The 22345-nt window shown below is 58.6% G+C and carries 13 protein-coding genes, 2 pseudogenes and 2 riboswitches; of the genes and pseudogenes, 7 read left to right on the plus strand and 8 right to left on the minus strand.

Annotated features, from left to right (window positions below):
- Window positions 1–5 precede the first annotated feature (5 nt).
- The 5 genes from ACSKB8_RS01030 to ACSKB8_RS01050 all read right to left on the minus strand — a co-directional run bounded on the left by ACSKB8_RS01030 (window position 6) and on the right by ACSKB8_RS01050 (window position 5297).
- A complete protein-coding gene (locus ACSKB8_RS01030) occupies window positions 6–1766 on the minus strand; it encodes a PfkB family carbohydrate kinase (protein WP_438101898.1) in 1761 nt (586 codons plus the stop codon).
- 11 nt (window positions 1767–1777) lie between these two features.
- Window positions 1778–2740 (minus strand): carbohydrate ABC transporter permease, encoded by a 963-nt coding sequence (locus ACSKB8_RS01035; RefSeq protein ID WP_438101899.1) that lies wholly within the window; start codon window positions 2738–2740, stop codon window positions 1778–1780.
- Window positions 2741–2797: 57 nt separating this feature from the next.
- Complete coding sequence (locus tag ACSKB8_RS01040; protein ID WP_438101901.1) at window positions 2798–3370, minus strand: extracellular solute-binding protein; 573 nt, start codon at window positions 3368–3370, stop codon at window positions 2798–2800.
- Window positions 3270–4178, minus strand: a complete 909-nt coding sequence (locus ACSKB8_RS01045) for an ABC transporter substrate-binding protein (protein WP_438101903.1) — start codon at window positions 4176–4178, stop codon at window positions 3270–3272. The genes ACSKB8_RS01040 and ACSKB8_RS01045 overlap by 101 nt, the downstream gene beginning before the upstream one ends.
- Before the next feature lie 438 nt (window positions 4179–4616).
- Window positions 4617–5297, minus strand: a complete 681-nt coding sequence (locus tag ACSKB8_RS01050; protein ID WP_438101904.1) for an HAD family hydrolase — start codon at window positions 5295–5297, stop codon at window positions 4617–4619.
- 689 nt (window positions 5298–5986) lie between these two features.
- A riboswitch (cobalamin riboswitch) is annotated at window positions 5987–6201 on the plus strand.
- 120 nt (window positions 6202–6321) lie between these two features.
- Between ACSKB8_RS01050 and ACSKB8_RS01055 the strand changes: the two genes are divergently transcribed.
- Entirely contained in the window at window positions 6322–9210 is a 2889-nt protein-coding gene (locus tag ACSKB8_RS01055; RefSeq protein ID WP_438101906.1) for a ribonucleoside-diphosphate reductase subunit alpha, read from the plus strand.
- A 10-nt stretch (window positions 9211–9220) separates the two neighbouring features.
- Window positions 9221–10379: pseudogene (locus ACSKB8_RS01060) on the plus strand (ribonucleotide-diphosphate reductase subunit beta).
- A gap of 157 nt (window positions 10380–10536) precedes the next feature.
- Here ACSKB8_RS01060 and ACSKB8_RS01065 read toward each other — a convergent pair.
- Together ACSKB8_RS01065 and ACSKB8_RS01070 are read right to left on the minus strand one after the other, a co-directional pair.
- Window positions 10537–12006, minus strand: coding sequence for an aspartate ammonia-lyase (locus ACSKB8_RS01065; protein WP_438101907.1), 1470 nt, complete (start codon window positions 12004–12006; stop codon window positions 10537–10539).
- A 300-nt stretch (window positions 12007–12306) separates the two neighbouring features.
- Window positions 12307–13710, minus strand: coding sequence for a carbohydrate porin (locus ACSKB8_RS01070; RefSeq protein WP_438101909.1), 1404 nt, complete (start codon window positions 13708–13710; stop codon window positions 12307–12309).
- 1001 nt (window positions 13711–14711) lie between these two features.
- On the opposite strand from ACSKB8_RS01070, the gene tnpA reads away from it, so the two are divergent.
- The 3 genes from tnpA to tnpC are packed head-to-tail and all read left to right on the plus strand — an operon-like array spanning window position 14712 to window position 17156.
- Window positions 14712–15113: an IS66-like element accessory protein TnpA gene (tnpA, locus tag ACSKB8_RS01075; RefSeq protein WP_438101910.1), complete on the plus strand. Its 402-nt coding sequence runs from the start codon at window positions 14712–14714 to the stop codon at window positions 15111–15113.
- Window positions 15110–15457 (plus strand): IS66 family insertion sequence element accessory protein TnpB, encoded by a 348-nt coding sequence (gene tnpB / locus ACSKB8_RS01080; protein ID WP_438101912.1) that lies wholly within the window; start codon window positions 15110–15112, stop codon window positions 15455–15457. The genes tnpA and tnpB overlap by 4 nt, the downstream gene beginning before the upstream one ends.
- A gap of 46 nt (window positions 15458–15503) precedes the next feature.
- Window positions 15504–17156 (plus strand): IS66 family transposase, encoded by a 1653-nt coding sequence (tnpC, locus tag ACSKB8_RS01085; protein WP_438101914.1) that lies wholly within the window; start codon window positions 15504–15506, stop codon window positions 17154–17156.
- Window positions 17157–17204: 48 nt separating this feature from the next.
- Here tnpC and ACSKB8_RS01090 read toward each other — a convergent pair whose 3' ends face one another.
- Window positions 17205–18122: a TauD/TfdA dioxygenase family protein gene (locus tag ACSKB8_RS01090; protein WP_438101916.1), complete on the minus strand. Its 918-nt coding sequence runs from the start codon at window positions 18120–18122 to the stop codon at window positions 17205–17207.
- A 394-nt stretch (window positions 18123–18516) separates the two neighbouring features.
- Window positions 18517–18741: riboswitch (cobalamin riboswitch) on the plus strand.
- Between the two features lie 106 nt (window positions 18742–18847).
- Between ACSKB8_RS01090 and metE the strand changes: the two are divergent.
- Both metE and ACSKB8_RS01100 read left to right on the plus strand, forming a co-directional pair.
- Window positions 18848–21174, plus strand: a pseudogene (gene metE / locus ACSKB8_RS01095) (5-methyltetrahydropteroyltriglutamate--homocysteine S-methyltransferase).
- A gap of 538 nt (window positions 21175–21712) precedes the next feature.
- Window positions 21713–22219, plus strand: a complete 507-nt coding sequence (locus tag ACSKB8_RS01100) for an avidin/streptavidin family protein (RefSeq protein ID WP_438101917.1) — start codon at window positions 21713–21715, stop codon at window positions 22217–22219.
- The last annotated feature ends 126 nt before the right edge of the window (window positions 22220–22345 follow it).

Genomic DNA, 22345 nt, shown 5'->3' on the forward strand with positions numbered 1-22345 from the left:
ACTCGTCAACGGCCTCTGCGCTCGGCATGGAGGTTTGAGCGCCGCGACGCGTCACACACAGGGCGCCCACCGCCAAAGCCCTTCTCTACGGCTTCTCTCAAAGGCAAGCGCTGTGCCAGTGACGCGGCGAAAGCTCCGTTAAAGGCATCTCCTGCGGCCGTCGTATCGACGACCTTGACGGGAAAGGCACTCAGAGCAAAGGAGCGTGCGGCGTCAGCGTAATAAGCTCCTTGCGCCCCGAGGGTAATCAGCGCAGCCCGAGGTCCGAGCTCGATAAGCTTCAAGGCGGCGCTGGCGGCGCTGTTGAAGTCGCAGACCTCCACCCCTGTTAGCTCGAAAGCTTCTGTCTGGTTCGGTGTGACGAAATCAACGCTTTTCCACGCGGCTGATGAAAGCCCCGGCCTCACCGGCGCTGGATTGAAAATCAGTTCGAAACCCTTGTCGCGCTTCATCTCGAAGAGCCGATTGAGCGCTTCGATTGGCATGCCCATTTCAGCCACCACGATCGCGTCGCGCTCTATGAACCCGGCCGCGCTCTCGACCATATCTGGCGTCACGTTCAGATTGGCGCCAGGGTCTATGACGATCATATTGGAGCCGTCATCACCGACCATGACCAGGGCTGAGCCCGAGACTTCCCCCGGCGACATCTCGATTGCGTCCGCGCGAACGCCGGCCTTCCGCAGCGACTGCAGCAAAAAGCGACCGGCATCATCATCGCCAAGACGCGTGTAGAAGTTTGGCTCGAGCCCAAGGCGGGCGGCCGCAACAGCCTGATTGGCGCCCTTACCTCCCGCGTAGCGGATCAGCGTGCCCATCACGCTTTCACCTGGCGTTGGAAGCCGGTCGACCTGGAAGCATAGATCGAGATTTGTCGTTCCAAAGAACATCAATGGCCTGGAACTCGATTTCACGGCACCAAAGGTAAGGCCACGTTCGAGGTGACGCTGTCCGATGACGATTAGAATGACGGGAATGATCATCGTCACAACCAGCCCTGCGGCCATGACGGGATAGAACTGCACGCCGGGATTGAGCAGCTTGAGAAGAGCGACGGTCACCGGCGCCTTGGTCGAACTGAGGATCAGACCGAGGGCGAAATTGTGCCAGGCCAGCAAGAAGATGAGCAATGAGGCGCCGATCAGGCCCGGCTTCAAAAGCGGCAGCACGATGTGCCACACGACCCTTGCTGGCTTGGCGCCATCCATGGCGGCCGCCTCCTCGATGTCCTTCGGGATGTCTTCGATATAGGAGCGACTCAGCCAAACGATCATCGGCAATGTGACGACCTGGTAGACCCAGATCATGCCGATATAGGTGTCATATAATCCAATCGCCTGGAAAACACTGAAAAGCGGGATGACCACTAGAAGGACGGGGGCGAAACGGAAACCCAAAATGAAGAAGGCAATGTCTTCCTTGAAAGGTACGTCCCGCCTCGCCAGCACGTAACCGGCCGGCACTCCCACAGCCAAGGAAAGGACGACAGAGCCGAGTGCTATGAGGACGCTGTTCGCGATCGGCGTCAAAAAGTCGACTTTGATCGTTCCATAGCTCGTTGCTCCTGCCTGGGCGACATCGAATAGGACGCGGAAGTTTTCCAGTGTCGGCGAAAACAGGAAGCTCGGCGGCCAGGCCATGACCTCTGCTTGCTGCTTCAGCGACATCATCAGGATCCAGATAAGCGGAAAGGCGAGAATCAACGTACAAACGCCGACGAGCAGGTTGAAGACCAGGTTTGCGAGGGTCGAGCGATTGAAGCGCATGGGCGACCTCTTCAGCTGACGCGCCGCCGAACGAAGCGCCACAACTTGACCATGGCGAAGGCTCCGACCAGCACGATCATCCAATTTACGACCATGAGGGCGGCACCACGTCCAAAGGCGAGATTTTGGAATGCGGTAATGTAGGCGCGCACCGAAAGTACGGAGGTGCTATTCCCAGGCCCGCCCTGCGTGGTTCCGAAAACAATGTCGAACTGATTGAGGGATTCGATCAGGCGAAACAACGCGGCAATCAGAATGTACGGAGTAATCAGCGGCAGCTCGATATGAACAAATGTCGCCCATCCCTTCGCACCATTGACGCGGGCTGCCTCCCTCACCTCATCATCGATGCCCTGAAGGCCAGCGAAGATAATTAGTGCGAAGAACGGCGTATAGGTCCATACATCGATGAGGACCAAGGAGAACATCGCGGTGTTCGGATCCGAAATCCACGCAAATCGGCTGATGCCGACAAGGGACAATAAGTAGTTCATGATCCCGTTTTGCGGATCCATCATTGTCGTCCACATCAGCGCTACGCTCATCGGGGGCAGAACGAGCGGCAAGAGAATGACCGGCCGCATCACACGCGCTAGGAAAACTTCAGTTGCGAACAGCTTGGCAAGTGCAAGACCGAACGCGGCCTCTGCAATGACCGCCGATCCGGCGTAGACCAGAGTGCCGCGGATGCTGTTCCAGAAATCATCTGTCTTGATCAGCGCTGCGTAGTTGTTGAGGCCAATGAAGTGAACCAGCGGCCGACCGAACTTGAGGTCAGTCAGCGACTGAAATACGCCATAGAAGAACAGGAAAAGAAATCCGAGCAGTATGGCGATCGCTGGAGCAATCGCGGCAATACTCCACCAGTCAACACGCACCGGCGCGGCGTTCTTGACCAGATCATCTTTTGACGAGGTCAGTTGACTGGCCGAAGACTGCAGCGTCACGGTTGCGTCGAATCCTCGAAGGTCCATTTCACTATTCTCTAATATGCAAAGGGGCGGCAGCTCGATCTGCCGCCCCTTTTACCTTCACATGGACGAACGGATTTCCGAGGCGAGGTCGGATAGCGTTGCCTTGACGTCAGCTCCATTGACCATTTTCTGCATGGCCACGGCCCAGGCATTCATTGCTTCGGCAAAGCCGACGCGGGCTGTAAAGGCCAGCTGCGCCCTGTCTTGCACGGCCCTGAACGCTTCGACGAAATTGTTGAATTCAGGCTTTGCCGCGTATTCAAGCCAAGCCTTGTCGCTCCACGTCGAGGAACGCGGAGAGTTGACGAGCTTGCCGGCTACAGCGCCGTTCAGCTCGACCTGCTTTGAAGTTGCCCACTGGATGAACAGCCAGGCTGCACCCTTCTTCCGGGAAGCAGCGTTCATCGCAAGAGACCAGATCCAGATGTTGGATTCAAAATTCTTGCTGTTCGGAGCCCGCAACGGAGGCGCGAATGCGATCTTGCCTGAGGCGGGCTTGCCAGCCACATCATTCCAAAAGCCAAACATGTTAGAGTCGATCGCCATCGCGGTGCGTCCTGAATTGATGCCATCGACGACCTGGTACCAGTTGTCGTTGGCGAAGGACGGAGCTGCGCATTTCTTGATCATGTCCACATAGTCCTTGTGGAACGCGATCGAACTCGGGTGAGTCCAGGCCTGTGTCGAGCTTTCCGTCCTTGACGATGAAATCATGCACGCCGTAGGACCTGGCAATCGAGATCGCAGCGGTGTGAATGCTGCTCCAAAACCGCACACCGCGCACGCCCAAAGGTGTGATCGCGGGGTCCGCAGCCTTGAGTTTCTCGCACGCGAGGGACATCTGCGGCGGAGTTGTTGGAACCGTGACGCCATGCTTCTCGAGGATGTCTTTGCGGTAGAACAGCTGAATATTCTCAAAGCCGTGTGGGATGGCCCACACCTGCCCGCTTCCCGGCTCGATCTGCCCTTCCTTGACCTTCCAGGTCAGTGCATCCCGCAATGCAGGGAAGAAATCTTTGTAGTCGTACCCGGCCGCGGTGAGTTTCGGATCGTTCAGATAACGGTCGAGTGGCTCGAGCAATTGGCCTGGCGCAAGATCCCAGGCCGGTTGAATGCCCGTGCCTACGACGTCCCAGCTCGGCGATTTTGTGCTGAGCTGGATGGTCAGCTTATTCCAATAGGCATCGTCCGGATAAAGCTCGGGCGTCACCTTGATGCCGGTGAGTTTCTCGAATTCTGGCAACTGGGCTGCGACCGCATCGGCATAGGGATGAATGTCGTAGGCCCAGACGATCGAAGTGCCCTCGAACTGGCGCCAGTTGATGTCGTCCGCCTTGGCTTGGCTGATGACTGTTCCGGCCAGAAGCGTGGAGCAGATAAGAGCCTTTTTGACAAAATTGGCCGAATGGCCGCGCAAAACGGCGAGCGTCCTTGGCATGATTCCCTCCGACATGGGCTCTTTGGCCCGCAAACCACGCGCCCCTCCTCTTGCAGAGGCCGCAGTAAGTGAAAGCTAGCCGCCGTTCTCAACCGTAAGCGGCCTTTCCAGACGAAGGTTGGGTAAGTTTGGGTAATGTGAGAATGGCTTGCGAACGACGTCTTGGATCGGTAGGCGCGGCTTTAGCGGGTCGCAATGCCGGCCCTCACAATAGCGAACCGTCTGAGCGGCAAACCGGGATTCTTCGCAGCCTGAATAGTCCAAGGGCGCGAACCCGCGCAGCTCTACCGCAAGGAAAACGGCAGAATGGTTAAATTCCATTCGTGGCCACTACAATAAACGCGAGAGTCTATGGCCGCCGTCGAGGTATTCTCAGCCTAGCTGAGGCACATGCGTGATCGCTGCAGCAGGACGTCGCATCATCGTTCTTATTATCGTTTATGCATCCCGGAAAAAGCCGTGCCCCTGCAAGATCGGCAACAGCTCGTGGTGACTGCGAATGATGTAGTCCGGTTCTGCTGCCTGCAATCGCGAATCGGAGACAAATCCGCCGGTAATGGACACGCTTATGAGCCCGAGGTCGCGAGCAATATTCGTTTCGACTGGCATATCGCCGATGATGAAGGTCGCCTGTGGCTTCAGGTCGTTCTCTTGCATATAGCGACGAAGCCGCTCACCTTTGCTCGTTGACTTGAACTGCGCCGCGCGGCTTTCAAAAGCGATCACCTCGTTAATGTAGTCATTGATTCCAAGCCTTCGCAATTGCGATTGGAGAGGCTCGACGACATGGTTGCTTACGATGATGGACGAAGCGTCTCGCTCGCGCGCCATTTCCAGAATTCTACGAGCGCCCTCGCGCAGGTCAGCTTTGCTCGCAAACTGTTCGTAGGTGTCGTGAAACATTGCACCCGCATCTCGATCTACGTCGGCAATTTCCGATTCCGACATTCCCAGACTGCGATACAGGATAGAAAGTGGGACGTCGCAATGGTTCCGAAACGTATCCATATCGATAGTTGTGCGGCCGAAGCGATCCAGTATTGCATTTGTCGTCTGCAGTAGCATGTGCGCATCGTCGAGCAGCGTGCCGTTCCAGTCAAAGACAAGAATAGGTTTCATGATTCGACCTTAAGCAGGGATGGATCGGCGCATGGAAAAGATCCGCCATTGAATCGCGGTTTTGCCCTTCTGCGGTTCGCATCTCGACGTGGACGATGAGAAATCGATGCCATCATGCCCGCACAGTCACGACGACACGGGAATTAGCAAGCGCAGATGGGGTGCGGGTTAAAGGCGAAGGAAACGCGCCGGCAACGTCCGACATGCTAATCTTCTTGTTGAGGAGCCCAGCGTCGGAGGGAGAATAAGTTCGGCCTAGGCTACGTGAACACATCGTCTGACAATCTCAAGCAAGCGTCGTACCAGTGCATAAACGAAGTGACTCGACCCATCTCACCGGTCATCACCTGAAAAACACGACAGGCTTGTGAAGCAGCAGTGATCTCTCGTCGAAGTCGCAACACATTGTCTGGAACGCGACATTGGTACTAAATAGCCAGGCTTTGGCGGTTCGTGGTTATCCCGACCCTACGGAGTCCTCCCAAACTTCGCTGTAAGCTTGGAGAGGAGAGAGCCAATTCGTGGCCGAGTTGCAACGCGGCTGCGCAAGCCTGGCCGCTCTCTCGGTATCGAATGAGAACGCCCATCGGATCAGGAGGTCAGAAGCAGGCGCCCGTGAGATTTCAGCATTCCACGAGCAAGTCCGCGCCGGCACCTTCATCAGGTGTTGACAGCGCGTCCCGGACATCACTAGATATAGGCGTCACGGTTCTACTGAATCGCAAGATTTAGTGGCTAAGAGGGAAGCCGGTGAACTGCGCCTTGTGCGCGGAATTCCGGCGCTGCCCCCGCAACTGTCAGCAGCGAGCTGCTTCCGAACGACGTCACTGGTGCGACTGCGCCGGGAAGACAGGAAGTGCAACGACCTGCAAGCCAGGAGACCTGCCGTGACGGTCAGAACGTCCACGGGCGGGGTGTCCCGGCGGTCGCTTGCATGCACCGTCCGGCAACTCCACTGCCGGCGTTTCTGCAGCGCCCTCCCTACAGCCCCGTTCAAACACAACACGCATCACGGGGCCTATTGATGTCACTGAACCTGCACGACGCGGACAATGCGTCCGCTCCCATTTTCCAGTCGCGTCCTCAATCGCTCGCGCCAAGCGAGCCGACCATGCAGATCATCCGCCGTAACGGCAAGGTGACCACGTTTGACTCCGCCAAGATTGCGGTGGCCATGACCAAGGCCTTTCTGGCCGTCGAAGGCACCACGGCGGCCGCCTCGCGTCGCGTGCATGAGAGCGTTGAGCAATTGACCGCCGAGGTCGTCGCAGCGCTGATGCGGCGCGCGGGCGAAGGACGCACCTTCCACATCGAGGATGTGCAGGATCAGGTCGAACTCGCCTTGATGCGTAGTGAGAACCACAAGGTCGCGCGCGCCTATGTGTTGTATCGCGAAGAGCGCGCGCGTCAGCGCGCCGAGGACGCAGCCGCGCAGCCGACGCCCGCCGGCGCTCCGGCCCTTCACGTCACGTTGGCGGATGGTTCACGTGTCGGGCTGGATACCAACCGCCTTGCGCTTATCATTGGCGAAGCCTGCGCCGGCCTCGATGGCGTCTCTGTCGAGCCCGTGCTGGCCGAGACCACCCGCAATCTGTACGACGGTATCAGCCAGGACGAGCTGGCGCTGGCTTCGATCATGGCAGCGCGCACGCTGGTCGAGCACGAGCCAAATTATGCTTACGTCAGCGCGCGCTTGCTGCTTGACAAGCTCCGCGGCGAGGTGCTCTCGCACGTCTATGGCGTTGCCACGTCGGCCTCGCAGGCCGACATGGCGACACGCTATGCCGAATACTTTCCGGCCTATGTGAAGGTCGGGATCGCCGCCGAGCTGCTCGATCCAGAACTCGCCCGCTTCGATCTCCAGAGCATCACGGCAGCGCTGAAGCCGGAACGAGACCTGAACTTCCAGTTCCTCGGCCTTCAGACGCTTTACGACCGCTATTTCCTGCATCAGCACGGCAAACGGATCGAGCTGCCGCAGGCCTTCTTCATGCGGGTTGCGATGGGGCTGGCGCTGCGCGAGATCGATCGCGAGGCAAAGGCGATCGAGTTCTACGATCTCTTGTCTTCGTTCGACTTCATGGCCTCGACACCCACGCTGTTCAATTCCGGCACGCTGCGTCCGCAGTTGTCGTCCTGCTTCCTCACCACGGTCTGCGATGACCTCGACGGCATTTTCAAGTCGATCAAGGACAATGCGCTGCTCGCCAAATATTCGGGTGGCCTCGGCAATGACTGGACGCCAGTTCGCGGGTTAGGCGCTCACATCAAGGGCACCAATGGCGAGAGCCAGGGTATCATCCCGTTCCTCAAAGTCGCCAACGACACCGCGATCGCCGTCAACCAGGGTGGAAAGCGCAAGGGCGCCGTCTGCGCTTACCTTGAGACCTGGCACATCGACATCGAGGAATTCCTCGACCTTCGCAAGAACACCGGCGACGACCGCCGCCGCACCCACGACATGAACACTGCCAACTGGGTGCCGGACCTATTCATGCAGCGCGTCGATGCCGACGGCGAGTGGACGCTATTCTCGCCGGACGAGACGCCAGACCTGCATGATCTCTACGGCGAGGCATTCAGGACGGCGTACGAAGCCTATGAAGCCAAAGCCAAGGCCGGTGGCATGCGGCTCTTCAAGACGGTACGGGCCAGCGACCTCTGGCGTCGCATGCTGACCATGCTATTCGAGACCGGCCATCCCTGGATTGCTTTCAAAGATCCTTGCAACCTCCGCTCGCCACAGCGCCACATGGGCGTGATCCATTCCTCGAATCTCTGTACCGAGATCACGCTGAACACTTCGGCCGACGAAGTCGCCGTTTGCAATCTCGGCTCCGTCAATGTGCTTAATCATGTCGGCCCCGACGGCATCGACCAGGCCAAGCTGAAGCGGACGGTGACGACCGCCGTGCGGATGCTCGACAACGTCATCGACATCAATTTCTACACCATTCCGGAGGCGCGCCGCTCCAACATGCGCCACCGGCCGGTCGGTCTCGGCCTGATGGGCTTCCAGGAGGCGCTTCAGGTCCAGCGCATCCCGATCGCGTCGGATCGGGCGGTCACGTTCGCGGATATCAGCATGGAGGCAATCTCTTTCCACGCCATCGAGGCGTCGTCCGATCTCGCTACCGAGCGCGGACGCTACCCGAGCTTCGAGGGCTCACTCTGGTCGAAAGGTATTTTGCCGCTCGACTCTATCCAACTGCTGAACGATGCACGCGGTGGACTCGATGTCGACCGCTCCTCGACGCTGGACTGGGAGCGCCTGCGCAAGAAGGTCGTCGCTGGCGGCATGCGCAATTCCAACGTCATGGCAATCGCGCCGACGGCGACGATCTCCAACATCTGCGGCGTGTCGCAGTCGATCGAGCCAAACTATCAAAACCTCTTCGTCAAATCGAACATGTCCGGGAACTTCACGGTCGTGAACGAGCTTCTGGTCCGCGATCTCAAAGCCCGCGGCCTATGGGATGAGGTGATGGTCTCCGACCTGAAATATTTCGACGGCAGCGTCGGCCGGATCGATCGGGTGCCCGACGATCTCAAGCATCTCTATGCGACAGCCTTCGAGGTCGACAGCTCCTGGCTGATCGAAGCGGCTGCGCGCCGGCAAAAATGGATCGACCAGTCGCAGTCGCTCAACCTCTACATCGCCAATCCATCTGGCAAGAAACTCGATGCACTTTACCGCTTGGCTTGGCGCCGTGGATTGAAGACGACCTACTATCTGCGATCTCACAGTGCCACCCACGTCGAAAAATCGACCCTGAAGGGCACTGACGGCAAGCTCAATGCCGTGTCCGCCTCGGCCGCGATCTCGTACGCGCCGATCGTGGTCCCCGAGCCGGACTTCGACGGCATGAAAGCCTGCCGGATCACCGATCCCGAATGCGAAACCTGCCAGTAAGGAGATGACGATGCTCGATTGGTCCAATACCGAAACGATCGCTGCGGCGGCTCCCGCCGTCTCAAGCCTCACCACCACGCGGCCTCCACAGAATCGGCTCAAGCACGAGCCGGCCAATCCGACCGGCCTCGGCGAGATTGACCGTGCTGGCGGCCGCGTGTCGGTCGATGAGAAGCGGATGATCAACTGCCGCGCAGACGTCAACCAGCTCCTGCCGCTGAAGTACAAATGGGCCTGGGAGAAATATCTCTCTGCTTGCAACAATCACTGGATGCCGACCGAAGTCTCGATGCAGTCTGATATAGCTTTGTGGAAGTCGCGCAACGGGCTGACGGAGGATGAGCGGCGCATGATAAAGCGCAATCTCGGCTTCTTCGCAGCTTCGGAATCGCTCGTCGCCAACAACATCGTGCTGGCAATCTACCGTCACCTCACCAACCCCGAGTGTCGGCAGTACCTCTTGCGGCAGGCGTTCGAGGAGGCGGTCCACACCCACACCTTCCAGTACATCGTCGATAGCCTTGGCCTGGACGAGGGTGAGCTGTTCAGACATGTACCGCGAGATACCCTCGATCACCGACAAGGCGGCTTGGGCGCTCAAGCACACGCAGCACCTCGGCGACCCGTTGTTCGAGACCGGGACGCCGGACAATGGCCGCGCCTTCCTGCGCGATCTCGTTGCCTTCTACGTCGTGTTCGAAGGCATGTGGTTCTACACCGGATTTGCTCAGATTTTGTCGCTTGGCCGCCGCAACAAGATGGTCGGCATCGCCGAACAGTATCAGTACATCCTGCGCGACGAGAGCATTCACCTGAATTTCGGTATAGATGTCATCAACCAGATCAAGATCGAGAATCCGCACCTATGGACACCCGCATTACAGGATGAGGTCCGCGGCATGCTTCGTGACGCAACTGAGCTCGAAGCCGCTTACGGGCGCGATACGATGCCGCGTGGGTTCCTTGGCCTGAATTCGGCTCTCTGTGAGCAGTACATGCACTTCATCGCGAACCGGCGCTGCGCGCAGCTCGGACTTTCGCCTGTATTCGCCGAAGTCGAGAACCCGTTCCCCTGGATGTCGGAGACGATGGACCTGAAGAAAGAGAAGAACTTCTTCGAAACCCGCGTCATCGAATATCAGAACGGAGGCGCATTGAGTTGGGAATGACCTGCGGCATGGCGATCGCCGGCGAGGACCTCGCAACGGTTTGCGAGGTCGTTCGGCGCTTGATGCGCGCATTGCAAAAGCGAAAGCTTTGCAGAAGAACGTCTTCCAACGATCCCCGCTCTCAGACTTCGTGTCCTGTCGCTTTGGCGGATCTGACTCACTCGGCCCGCGATACATCGGCAGCGCGGCGCATGAGTGAGTGCACGTCGTTCTGCCCCAGCAATCCACGCTCGATGGCGATCTCGAGAAACGATCGATGTTCATCATGCGCTGCCCGCACGATTGCGGCCACATTTGCGTAGCCGAACTCGGGTACCAGCGCTGCTGCTAGCCCGGTCGACGCGAGCAGATTTTGCTGGCACCGCTCCTCATCTACCGTGAGCGAGCGTACACACCGTTCGCGCAAGATGGTCGCTGAACGTTGGAGAAGAATGATAAAATCGATCAGGCGATCGCAGACGAGCATGCCGTAGCAATTGATCTCCAGCAGTCCTTGTTGGCAGGCCATTGCTACGGCCGCATCGTTTCCGGAGATGGCAAACGCCGCTTGGCAGACCGCTATTGGAACAACTGGATTCACCTTGCCGGGCATAATGGAAGATCCAGCCTGGATCGCAGGCAACGCAATCTCTCCGACAGCGGCGACAGGGCCTGACGAGAGCACCATGAGATCGTTGGCTATCTTCCAGAGGGAGTTTGCGGAATGTCGGACTTCGGCTGATAACCGGGCACACGCATCTAAGTTCTGCATCCCGTCGAATGGATCGGCCGCCGGTTTGATCTCCTGGCAAATTAGCGCTGACAAATGCTGGAAAATCGCCCGTTTGTAGCCCGGTCTCGAATTTAATCCGGTACCAACCGCAGTACCGCCCAGCGGAACGACCAATAATTGGCGCCGCAACTGCTCGACATACTTGGCATGGCGTTCGAGGACCGCCTGATATCCCCCGAATGTCTGACCGAACAGCATCGGAACGGCATCCTGCAAACATGTCCGACCAAGCCGTAGGGTTTGGGAATGCTGTATCTTCTTCTCCGAGAAGGCGGCGGCCAGTTGCATCAAGGCAAGCGAAGTCCCCTCTGAGACCCGAAAAACCGCAAGCTTTATGGCTGTCGGAATCACGTCGTTGGTAGATTGACCGAGATTGACGTGATCATTTGGATGGACGAAGGTGTAGTCACCGGCTGGCTTTCCGGCCAGCCGTGCGGCCAGATTTGCGATCACCTCATTGAGGTTCATGTTCGACGATGTGCCGCCCGAGCCTTCGAGCGCGTCGACAATGAGGTGAACATCGTACTTTCCGGTGCGGATCTCTTGGCACGCCTCAACGATAGCTTCCGCTTTCTGCGCTGACAGCGCGCCGATCTCGAGATTGGCGAGCGCCGCGGCTTCTTTTATCATGACCAATGCGGGGACAAACTGAGGCAGCGCAGCGATCGTGCGGCCCGTTAGTGGGAAATTCTCCAAAGCCCGAACAGTATTGATGCCGTAGAGTGCGTCCGCAGGCAGCTCTTTCTTACCGAGATATCTTCCTCGGTTCGCATTTGGACCATGACAATAACTTTCTAGTGTTTCTACGACCCTCGATATTCCGACGAGGCGGCAAGTTCGACCCAATTCGAGCAATGCCGCTAGTTTGCAAGCTACGATCTAGCGCTAGTGCGGCGGCCTCACGCGAGCCGGCTGCGATGTTCGCCCGAGCATCAGGGACGACGCGGGCTTCCAAGCTCCGCATCTCGATTTTTTGCTTAGAAGAATACCGACGTGGACACCAGCAAGTTCAACGCATGTCCTGTTTTGGGTGTGTATGTGATGCTTGTCGGGTTGTTGATGTATGTCAGTCCTACGCTTGAATAGATCCCGGGCGCGAGATGCGCGGTGTATGTTCCCGAAATCGCCGTACTGTCGCGATGAACAAGATGGCCCTTACCCATGGCAGCATCCACTGCAACGTTGCTCCACGCAGTGTTGGTGGCAACGAGGGCAATCTGGTCGCGTGGACGGCTGTCGTAATAAGCCCTTGGCATAAAGACGGAGCTCGTAATATTGGCTCACTCTGTTCAAGTCCGGCGGCGCGTACATCACAGAGAATCCTGCATAGATGCCACGCGCGGCGGAACCCTGAAGGTCGGACTGCCAGAGTTGCCTGTCGGCTGCGACGTAATAGATGCTATTCGCGTTGGCTCTCGGTTGCGCCGGATAGCGCAAGTCGGTGTAGCTGCTATTGTTGAAACCGGCGCCTACCCGCAACCAAGTTTCGGGCAAGCCTGGTGCAGCTTTGTTCTTGTAGCCAGCTTCGTCGAGGAAAAGAACGCCGGAGTTTGCAGTGCTCCAGTCTAATCCGGTCGGATTTTCGGTAATGTGTGCAAATTGACCGTCTGGACTGAGTGAGCGCTGTATTGACGTCCTATTGTAGAAGCGTTCATCGAAATTGTACTTCAGATTGAGAGCTGGCGTCGGCGCAGCATTATTGCTCATGCCTGCCTGGTACAGGATATTGGACGAAGCCCCAAAAACGTTTACTGCTGCGTTCCCTCCGACCACGGTACCTACGAACTCATTTATGTTTCTGAGATAGCCCATTTCGAGTTCGAGCTTCCCGCCAAAAAGCGTCTGATAGTAGGCAATGGTATTGATCCCCGCTCTATCTGGTCCCCCGGGCTTCCAGGTCCAATACTGCTGCTGCGCTCCTACGATGATCTGACCATCGGGAATCCCAAATCGACTGAGATCGTACGTCGCGATCATGAAGTTTAGAGTATTAAATGTGGGGTTCTGACCAGCATATAGCTGATCGCGGATGGTGCTCCTCGCGGCATTCGGCAGTTGATTGGCCACAAAGGTGTTTACTGTCCCGCCAATATAGCCGATCCCGACTTCTGCCAGCGCAGATCTAACACCGCCGTAGTCCTGATCTATCGTATCGGCTGGACCAGGAATACTGAGCCACATACCTTTTTCGCGGAGGCCCTCGAACTTTGCAAATGACTCGACTTTCTGTTGAGTTCTGTTCTTTGCAACTAAGCCCGCACTGTCCCGCTTTGCTGCAAATGCATTGGCAGTTTGTGCCAGGGCCTCGCTAGCACTGAGATGGACTGGTTGTTGAGACCGAGAGCTTCGGGGGAGCGTAGCCGGGCGGCTCTTCTTCTGAATTGCTGCTCGGGTCATCTTATTGGAAATGCCGCTTTGCGGGCCAGGCATGCTGGCATCTTGTGCCAGCGCCGCCCCCCCAACGGGGCTCGCAGCGAGGGACAGTGCGACAGCAATCCATCTTTGTGCGCGGGATTCCTGAAGTTTCTTTTGCAGCGCGGTAGCCGCAAGCCGAAACAATTGACCCGCGCCAAACGCTGAGTTCTTTGAGGGCTGAGCGCTCGAGGACCGCGCGGGACAGTTTGCTACAGACGTCGCTGAGGCGTGAGGGATCCCAGTAGGAGTAGGCCTGATAACTGCGGATGACGAGACAGCAGATCCATCACGCCTGCCGGCGTCGTCAGATCCATATTGCATCCCGCTTTCCCTAACATATAAGGCCGACCTTCGTTGTCCACGATTGCCATGTGTCCGACATCCGCATCAATTGCTAGGGTTGGTAGGTGACGCGAGCCGCAGCGCATTGCTTCCCGATTCGCGCCCTCACGTCCGATGGGACGAGATAAAATGGCGCTCGTTTCTCCAGGCCCGGCGCCTCGCGACGAATGCGAGGACCATTTCGGGACAGGGATTCAGCTACAGATTGGAGGGACGCCCGCAGCGTTCTTGCCATCCTCGTTACGAAAATTGAGACGATCTCGTATGCTTGAAGAGGATGGCGTCTGCCTCACAGCGGGTCTCTTAAAGACGGAAAGTCGCGCAAGATGAACAAAACGTGCCGTTGTGACTCCGAAGGCTTCGACGGAGCTCGGCGACAATTGAGATCATTGCGGATGAGCAACGAGACAGTGAGACTGGCGCAATGGTTGCGCGCAAACTACTTGGAGCTTTTCTTCGAACGTCGCGCGCTTTTACCGAGCGCGCGGACCCCACATTGTCGGAGAGGAGCCGAAGTTACGGCCCAGCTGCTTAAATGAAAATTGGTCCACCGCCGCGCAGCAGCTGAACTCGATGTGGCGTCTCTCAGGGTAGATGCTGCTCGGATTTTATCCGAGTACTCGCAGCGCGACACTTTCAATGTGCTGCGAAGCAGGTGCCGGTCTTGTGAACCCGCTAGGCGACCTTCGCGGCGGGTTCCTTGGGAGCTTTTACGCGTGTCACGCGTATTCCTCCGTTGAGGGCCGTCTTGTTTGACGGACGCGAACGCTGCAGGTCCTAGGGGTAATCCTAGGAGAAGCACTATGACGATTTCGAGGGCGGAGGTGATCACATCGGTCGAGCGGCGGCGCCGGTGGTCGCAGGATGAGAAGGAACGGCTTGTTGCAGCATCGCTCGAGCCCGGAGCCAGTGTTTCCGAGGTGGCTCGCATGGCTGGCCTTCATGTAAGCCAGCTGTTCAGGTGGCGCAAAGAGCTTTGCAAGCACGGTGAAGCGAGTATAGCGCCGTTCGTGCCGGTCGAGATTGGGCCGTCTGTGCCGCCGCGGGAGGTGGCCGAAGCGTCATTGACGACGACGGCGGCGCGTCGACGGAAGAGCCTGGGCATCATTGAGATTGATCTTGGTAGCGGGCACCGCATCCGGGTCGATGGCGACGTTGATGGAGACGCGCTGCGTCGAGTTCTCGATGCTTTGGTACGCCGATGATCCCGGTTCCGACGGGCGCACGAGTGTGGCTTGCGACAGGCTACACGGACATGCGCCGAGGCTTTCCGTCGCTGGCACTCCAGGTGCAGGAGGTGCTGCGCAAGGACCCGCTCAGCGGTCATCTGTTTGTCTTCCGCGGTCGCCGAAGCGATCTTCTGAAGGTGATCTGGCACGATGGCCAGGGAGCATGCCTGTTCACCAAAAGACTCGAGAGAGGGCGGTTCATCTGGCCTTCGGTTGCGGGCGAAGCAGTGACGATCTCGCTGGCGCAGATGAGCTACCTGTTGTCCGGAATCGATTGGCGCAACCCCCAAGAAACCCAGCGTCCGACGCGGGTCGGATAGCCGTTTTGGGTTTGAATCTTCTGCTTGATCCTGATTCAATGGCTTCATGATATCGAAGCCGGACGACCTTCCATCGGACCTTGTCAGTGCCCTGGCGGCGCTGCAGGCCGAGCGTGAGGCGCGGCTGCGAGCCGAGGCGGTGGCTGCCAGTGCACGGGCGGAGCTGTCGGATAACGCGGCGCTGATCGCGCATCTCGAGTTGCGGATCGAGAAACTCAAGCGCGAACTGTACGGGCAGCGCTCCGAGCGCACGGCGCGGCTGATCGAACAATTGGAATTGGAACTCGAAGAACTCGCCACCACGGCGAGCGAGGATGAGCTTGCCGCGCGCGCCGCCGCGGCGAAAACCCAGAGCGTGCGCGCCTTCACGCGCAAGCGGCCGGTACGCAAGCCCTGGCCGGACGACATCGAACGCGAGCGCGTCGTCATTGAGGCGCCAAAGACCTGCGCCTGTTGCGGTGGGGCGCGCCTTGCGAAGCTGGGCGAGGATGTGACCGAGACGCTGGAGGAGATCCCGCGCCGGTTCAAGGTCATCGAGACCGTGCGCGAAAAGTTCACTTGCCGCGATTGCGAGAAGATCAGCCAGCCGCCGGCACCGTTCCATACCACGCCGCGCGGCTTCATCGGTCCGCAATTGCTGGCGACGATCCTGTTCGACAAGTTCGGCATGCATATCCCGCTCAACCGCCAGAGCGCGCGCTTCAAGTGCGAGAGGATCGACCTGCCATTGTCGACGCTCGCTGACCAGGTCGGCCACGGAACCTTCGCCGTCATGCCGCTCTTCCAGCTGATCGAGCGTCATGTACTCGCAGCCGAGCGCCTTCATGGCGACGACACCACCATCCGCGTCCTGGCGAAGGGCAAGTGCACGACCGGCCGGATCTGGACCTATGTGCGGGATGACCGGCCCTATGGTGGGCCGGCGCCGCCGGCTGCGGTCTATTACGCCTCGAGCGATCGACGGGGCGAGCATCCCCAGAAGCATCTGGCCGCCTTCGCCGGCATCCTGCAAGCCGATTGCTATAGCGGCTTCGAGCCGTTGTTCGACCCGCAAAGGAAAGCGATGCCGATCACGCCGGCATTCTGCTTCGCGCATGCGCGGCGGGGCTTCTTCGAGTTGGCCGATATCGAGAAGAACGCCAGGGAAGGCAGTAAGGGTAAACCGGTCTCCCCGATCGCGCTGGAGGCGGTCAGACGCCTCGATGCGTTGTTCGAGATCGAGCGCGCCATCAACGGCCGCAGCGCCGACGAGCGGCGTGCCGTGCGCCAGGAGAGAAGCAAGCCGCTGCTCGACGACATGTACGCCTGGCTGCTGCGCGAGCGAGAAACCCTCTCGCGCTCCTCCGAGGTCCTGAAGCCCATGAATTACATGCTCAGGCGCTGGGCCGACTTTGCCCGCTTCCTCGACGATGGCAGGATCTGCCTCAGCAACAACGCCGCCGAAAGAGCGTTGCGCGGCATCGCCTTGGGAAGGCGCAATTGGACCTTCGCCGGCAGCCTGCGCGGCGCCGAACGCGCCGCCATCATGCTGACGATGATCACCACCTGTCGTCTTAACGATGTCGATCCCAAAGCCTGGCTCGCCGACGTCCTCGCCCGGATCGCCGATCTTCCCGCTTCGCGTCTGCACGAACTGCTGCCCTGGGAATGGAAGCTCCCGCGCCAAGCCGACGAACCCACCGATCAGCAAGCTGCCTAACCTTCACGCAGCGCTATCATAGCGCTACCCGGCCCCCGCGCGCATGCGTCAATCAGGCGGTCTTCGTCGTATGCGTACTGTCACGCTGCTCTTTCCGTCGATGCTGACGGGGACTTCGCCGACGACGGTTGCGCGACGAACGAGGCGATGCTGGTCGCCATAGTCGTTCACCGCATAATGTTGCGTGGCGCGATTGTCCCAGATCGCGACATCGCCCTCCTTCCAGCGCCACCGCACGGTGTTCTCGAGCGCCGCGATATGAGATTGAAACAGATCAAACAGCTTCTGGCCGTCGTATTTCGGAAGACCAACGAAATTTTGCACCAGAGCGCCGAGCACTAGCGCGCGTTCGCCGGTCTCGGGATGCACGCGCACGACAGGATGCTCAGTCTGATAGATTGTTCTAGTGAAGATTTCGTCCAAATGCTTTTTGTCGAGCTCGCTGACGCGGGCCAATATTGCATAGTCGAAGGCGTTGCTGTGAACGGCCCAGAGCTTGTCTGCAAGCCGCTGCAGCGGCGGTGCGAGGTCGAGATACGCCGTAACGGTGTTTGACCAGACCGTATCGCCACCGAATGGCGGCATCACGAGGCTTCGTAGGACCGCAATCTTGGGGTAGGCATCGACGAAGGTTCCATCCGTGTGCCACAAGTCGGCCCGGCTCCCGGCGCGCGCCGAATCAAGCTCGATGATCGACGCCGTGCCTTTGATTGCACCGAGCGTCGGATGAGGTGCCAGCTTCCCGAAACGAAGGGCAAAGCGCTCTTGCTCCGCATCGTCGAGATGCCCCTGGTCGCGAAAGAAGATGACCTTGTGCTCCAATAGCAATTCATTGATCGAGCGGATCGTCTGCTCCGGCAAGTCGCCCGATAGCTTGACGTTCCGGATTTCCGCGCCGATGCGGGCTGCGCATTTGACGATGTCGCCGCGAGGAGCGTCACTATCCGACAAGATCGTAGCAGTCATAGCTCCAACTCTCGAATTTGGCGGTTTCCGTTAAACTCGACTAGAGCTGACGAACCTCAAGTGCCGACCGCATCGCGGGATCCGTCGGAGTCCCGGTGACAGCGTCGGGTTCCTGCTTGCGCTCCTAAGGCGGCCTCGGACTTGTTGGTGCGGCTCCGCTACGGTCTTTGATCTAAGAGTTGACGAGATCTGTCAGATTGACAATTGCCAGCACTGGTAGTTGACCGGTGTGGAAGCTTAAGCGATCGATGTTACGCCACTGCCGAATCAAACGCGCTTAGAGCTTCACACCAACATGGTTCGGTGACCTCGATGCCTCATGGGTAAGACCGTCAGGCTTGCCGGGATGCCGCAGCAAAGACGATCTCAGGGTTGACGTATTGGTTCTGTTGCAGATAATCGGAGGCGTCGAGGTTCTCCAGGTCTTGTTTGATCCGGAGCTAAGAGGGAAGCCGGTGCGCTCTCGATCCGTTCAGGATTGAAGCAATGCCGGCGCTGCCCCCGCAACTGTAAGCGGCGAGCCCGCATCCAAACGTGTCACTGAAGCAGAAGCTTCGGGAAGGCCGGATGCAGGCGATGACCCGCGAGCCAGGAGACCTGCCCCGACAACTTATTCGTCCACGGGCGGGGTGTCCGGTGGTACGCCTAGTAGCGGGTCCCGCTTTCGTGGCCTCCTGCCTGCGTTTCCGCCATGGCCTTTGCCCCCACACAATGGGGTTAAAGCTATGTCTCTTCTCTCACTTCCTGTCGCAACCCTCGGCACGCCGCGTATCGGACCGCGCCGTGAACTCAAGCTGGCGCTCGAAAGCTACTGGGCTGGCAACATCAGCAACTCGCAGCTTCTTGAAGCAGCGGCTGCTCTACGCGTTGCCAATTGGGCGCGTCAGAAGTCGCTGGGCGTCACCGTTATCCCGTCAAATGATTTTTCACTCTATGACCAGGTTCTCGATACGAGCGTCATGGTGGGCGCCATTCCTGAGGCGTATGGCTGGGATGGCGGTCCGGTCTCACTGAAGACCTATTTCGCCATGGCAAGAGGCTCACAAGACAGGGAACACGACGCGAGCTGCGGTCACGCGCAAGGTCACGGCGCCACTGCGCAGGAGATGACTAAGTGGTTCGACACCAACTACCACTACATGGTGCCCGAATTCCATAAAGGACAGACCTTCAGGCTCTCCTCCCGTAAACCGATCGAGGAATATGAGGAGGCCAAAGCCCTCGGCTATCAAACGCGTCCTGTCTTGGTAGGACCGGTCACCTTCCTAAAGCTGGGCAAGAGTGCCGATCCGACGTTTGATCCGATTTCGCTGCTCGAGAGCCTCGTGCCCGTCTATGTCGAGGTTCTCAAGGAGCTTGCGAAACGGGGAGCCGAGTGGGTCCAGCTTGACGAGCCCTATCTGGTGCTTGATCTCGATGAGACTACGCGGAATGCGCTCCAGCGTGCTTATGGGCGTCTCGCTGAGGAGGTGCCTGGCATCAAGATCATGCTTGCAACTTATTTCGGAGCGATCGGCGACAATCTGGCGACCACTCTGGGACTGCCCGTGGCCGGACTGCACGTCGATCTGGTTCGCGCTCCCCAACAATTGAGCCAAATTGAAGTTGGTGCTCATGCCGACCTCGTGATTTCGCTTGGCGTCATCGACGGCCGCAACGTGTGGCGCTCGAACCTATCGGCACTGGTTGAGCGGCTCAAGCCCGTCATTGCAAAGTTCGGCAAGGATCGCGTGCAGCTCGCACCCTCCTGCTCGCTCTTGCATGTCCCAATCGACGTTCAGCTCGAGACCGATCTCGATTCGGAGGTGAAGAGGTGGCTTGCCTTCTCGGTCCAGAAGATCGACGAGCTCACGATCCTGGCGAGAGCGCTTGCGAGCGACGGAAACGCCATTGCTGCGCTTTCCGAGTCAGCCCTTGGAGCGAAGGCTCGACGGACATCGCCGAAGATCCATGACAGGGCCGTCGCCCAGCGGACGGCGGCGATTGACGAGGCTATGTGCCGCCGCAAGAACGCTTTTGCGAGCCGTGCCGAGGTTCAGCGCAAGCGTTTCGGCCTGCCGCTTTTTCCCACGACCACAATCGGGTCGTTCCCACAGACCCCCGAGGTACGTAACGCCCGCGCCGCGCGTGCCCAAGGAGAATTGACAAAGGCGGAATATGAACAATTCCTGAAGGAGGAAACGGCTCGCGCGGTCCTCTGGCAGGAAGAGATTGGGCTGGACGTTCTTGTCCACGGCGAGTTCGAGCGCAACGACATGGTCCAGTATTTCGCTGAGCAGCTCTCCGGCTTCGTGTTCACTAAGCATGGCTGGGTGCAGTCTTACGGCTCACGTTACGTTCGTCCGCCGATTCTGTTCGGCGATGTCTCGCGGCCGAAGCCGATGACCGTCGAATGGTGGCGCTACGCGCAGTCCCTAACCAGAAAGCCGATGAAGGCCATGCTTACGGGGCCGGTGACGATCCTGAATTGGTCGTTTGTCCGTGACGATATTCCGCGCAGCCAGACCTGCCGTCAGATCGCGCTCGCGATCCGAGACGAGGTCGCCGAACTGGAAAAGGCCGGCGCAACCATGATCCAAATCGATGAGGCCGCGCTCCGCGAAGGTTTGCCCTCCGCCGCTCCGATTGGAAGTCTTATCTCGACTGGGCAGTGGAGAGCTTCCGCCTCTGTTCCTCCGGTGTTGCCGATGCGACGCAGATCCATACCCACATGTGCTACTCGGAGTTCAACGCCATCATCGATGCAATTGCCGCAATGGACGCGGATGTCATCTCGATCGAAACGTCCCGTTCTAAGATGGAGCTGCTCGATGCATTCACTGCCTTCAAATACCCAAACGACATCGGCCCGGGCGTCTATGACATCCACTCGCCGCGCGTTCCCGAAGTTGCTGAAATAGAGGATCTCATCGCGCGGGCCCGCCAACGGCTGGCGGACTCACAGCTCTGGATCAATCCGGATTGCGGCCTAAAGACCCGCAAATGGACCGAAGTCCGTCCGGCGCTCGTCAACATGGTTGCGGCGGCCCGCGAAATGCGCAAGGCGTCCTGATGTCAGGGTGAGCTCGCGATTAGAACCGGTTTGTTTAACGAAGCTTCCCAATGCATTTCTGGATCGAATGCCCTCTACGGCGCCGGGTGGGCCGGCGCCGAACAGGTTAATGTCGCGCAGGGCACGGCCGGCAGCATCCGGGTCTGCGAATGATCATACAAATCGAAGCGCCACGAGCGTCAGTTTCCATTTCACGCAAGGCACAACGAGCCGCATTTGGACTGGGTTTCCCTTCCGGTGTCCACGTGTACCTAGACAGACGCGGGATCCTGAAACGATGGACATGAAGACTGACGACCGGAAGCCCCTGTCAGCGTTTGATGGCGCAGAGCTAACAACAGCTCAAGCAAGACCGGCCCGGTCGCGAATCGGCTGCTCGCGTCTGAATGACCGCACCACGCTGCCCTGCAGAGTTGGCACTAGGCATCAATCACGTTTCAACCTGATAGCGCTATCACGGCATAACACTCGTTTAAATTGATCATCGAGGGCCTTATAACGAAGTACGCTCCGCTACCGGAGCGATATGGAGTTGGAAATGTCTGAAGCAAAGTGGAAATTGACGAGTTGTATGAGTGCAGCCTGTCTAGGTCTACTCCTAGCGGCGCCTGCAGCGGCGCAACCGATCTGGACCTGGACCAACCAATACGGCTCAACCCTAGCGGTCGACAATTATAATCCAAACACAGGCGCGATTTCCGGCACTTACACGAACAATGCGAGCAATAGCTGCGATGAAGGTACCCCTCAGGCGTTGACGGGCTGGCTCGCGCAGACCAATAGTGGCGCGGCGATCAGCTTTTCGGTGAATTTTGTGGGCTGCGGATCGACCACGGTATGGACTGGGCAGTTGAACGCTGCATCGGGATTTCAGGGACTCTGGCTACTTTCACTCGCCGAACCGGTGGCATGGAATGGCATCAGCGCCGGCGCGGACACTTTCACCTTTGCAAGCGGCGACAAATCGAAACTGCCTTCCCCTAGCGCAGAGACTGCCAAGAGCCGCCCAGGCGAGAAGCTCTCGAATACAAAGAACCGCAAATGACATGACCTGCGCGCGGCGGGCAGGAACGGCATCACGCCAATCTTTTATCCCGCCTTTATCATGCGCCGAAGCTCGCTTCGTCCAAAAGCTGATTTGGCGTCGACCTCGAGATCGATCCTTGCCGAG

The sequence above is a fragment of the Bradyrhizobium sp. BR 1432 genome (assembly GCF_051547705.1).
Taxonomy (GTDB): Bacteria; Pseudomonadota; Alphaproteobacteria; order Rhizobiales; family Xanthobacteraceae; genus Bradyrhizobium; species Bradyrhizobium zhanjiangense.

What these genes read in the sequence shown, in the direction of transcription:
- ACSKB8_RS01045 (WP_438101903.1), bottom strand. Translation starts at nt 4,178, where the DNA reads ATGCCAAGGACGCTCGCCGTTTTGCGCGGCCATTCGGCCAATTTTGTC.
- tnpA (WP_438101910.1), top strand. Translation starts at nt 14,712, where the DNA reads ATGACGATTTCGAGGGCGGAGGTGATCACATCGGTCGAGCGGCGGCGC.
- ACSKB8_RS01090 (WP_438101916.1), bottom strand. Translation starts at nt 18,122, where the DNA reads ATGACTGCTACGATCTTGTCGGATAGTGACGCTCCTCGCGGCGACATC.
- ACSKB8_RS01055 (WP_438101906.1), top strand. Translation starts at nt 6,322, where the DNA reads ATGTCACTGAACCTGCACGACGCGGACAATGCGTCCGCTCCCATTTTC.
- ACSKB8_RS01030 (WP_438101898.1), bottom strand. Translation starts at nt 1,766, where the DNA reads ATGCGCTTCAATCGCTCGACCCTCGCAAACCTGGTCTTCAACCTGCTC.
- ACSKB8_RS01100 (WP_438101917.1), top strand. Translation starts at nt 21,713, where the DNA reads ATGTCTGAAGCAAAGTGGAAATTGACGAGTTGTATGAGTGCAGCCTGT.
- tnpB (WP_438101912.1), top strand. Translation starts at nt 15,110, where the DNA reads ATGATCCCGGTTCCGACGGGCGCACGAGTGTGGCTTGCGACAGGCTAC.
- ACSKB8_RS01050 (WP_438101904.1), bottom strand. Translation starts at nt 5,297, where the DNA reads ATGAAACCTATTCTTGTCTTTGACTGGAACGGCACGCTGCTCGACGAT.
- ACSKB8_RS01040 (WP_438101901.1), bottom strand. Translation starts at nt 3,370, where the DNA reads ATGATCAAGAAATGCGCAGCTCCGTCCTTCGCCAACGACAACTGGTAC.
- tnpC (WP_438101914.1), top strand. Translation starts at nt 15,504, where the DNA reads ATGATATCGAAGCCGGACGACCTTCCATCGGACCTTGTCAGTGCCCTG.
- ACSKB8_RS01035 (WP_438101899.1), bottom strand. Translation starts at nt 2,740, where the DNA reads ATGGACCTTCGAGGATTCGACGCAACCGTGACGCTGCAGTCTTCGGCC.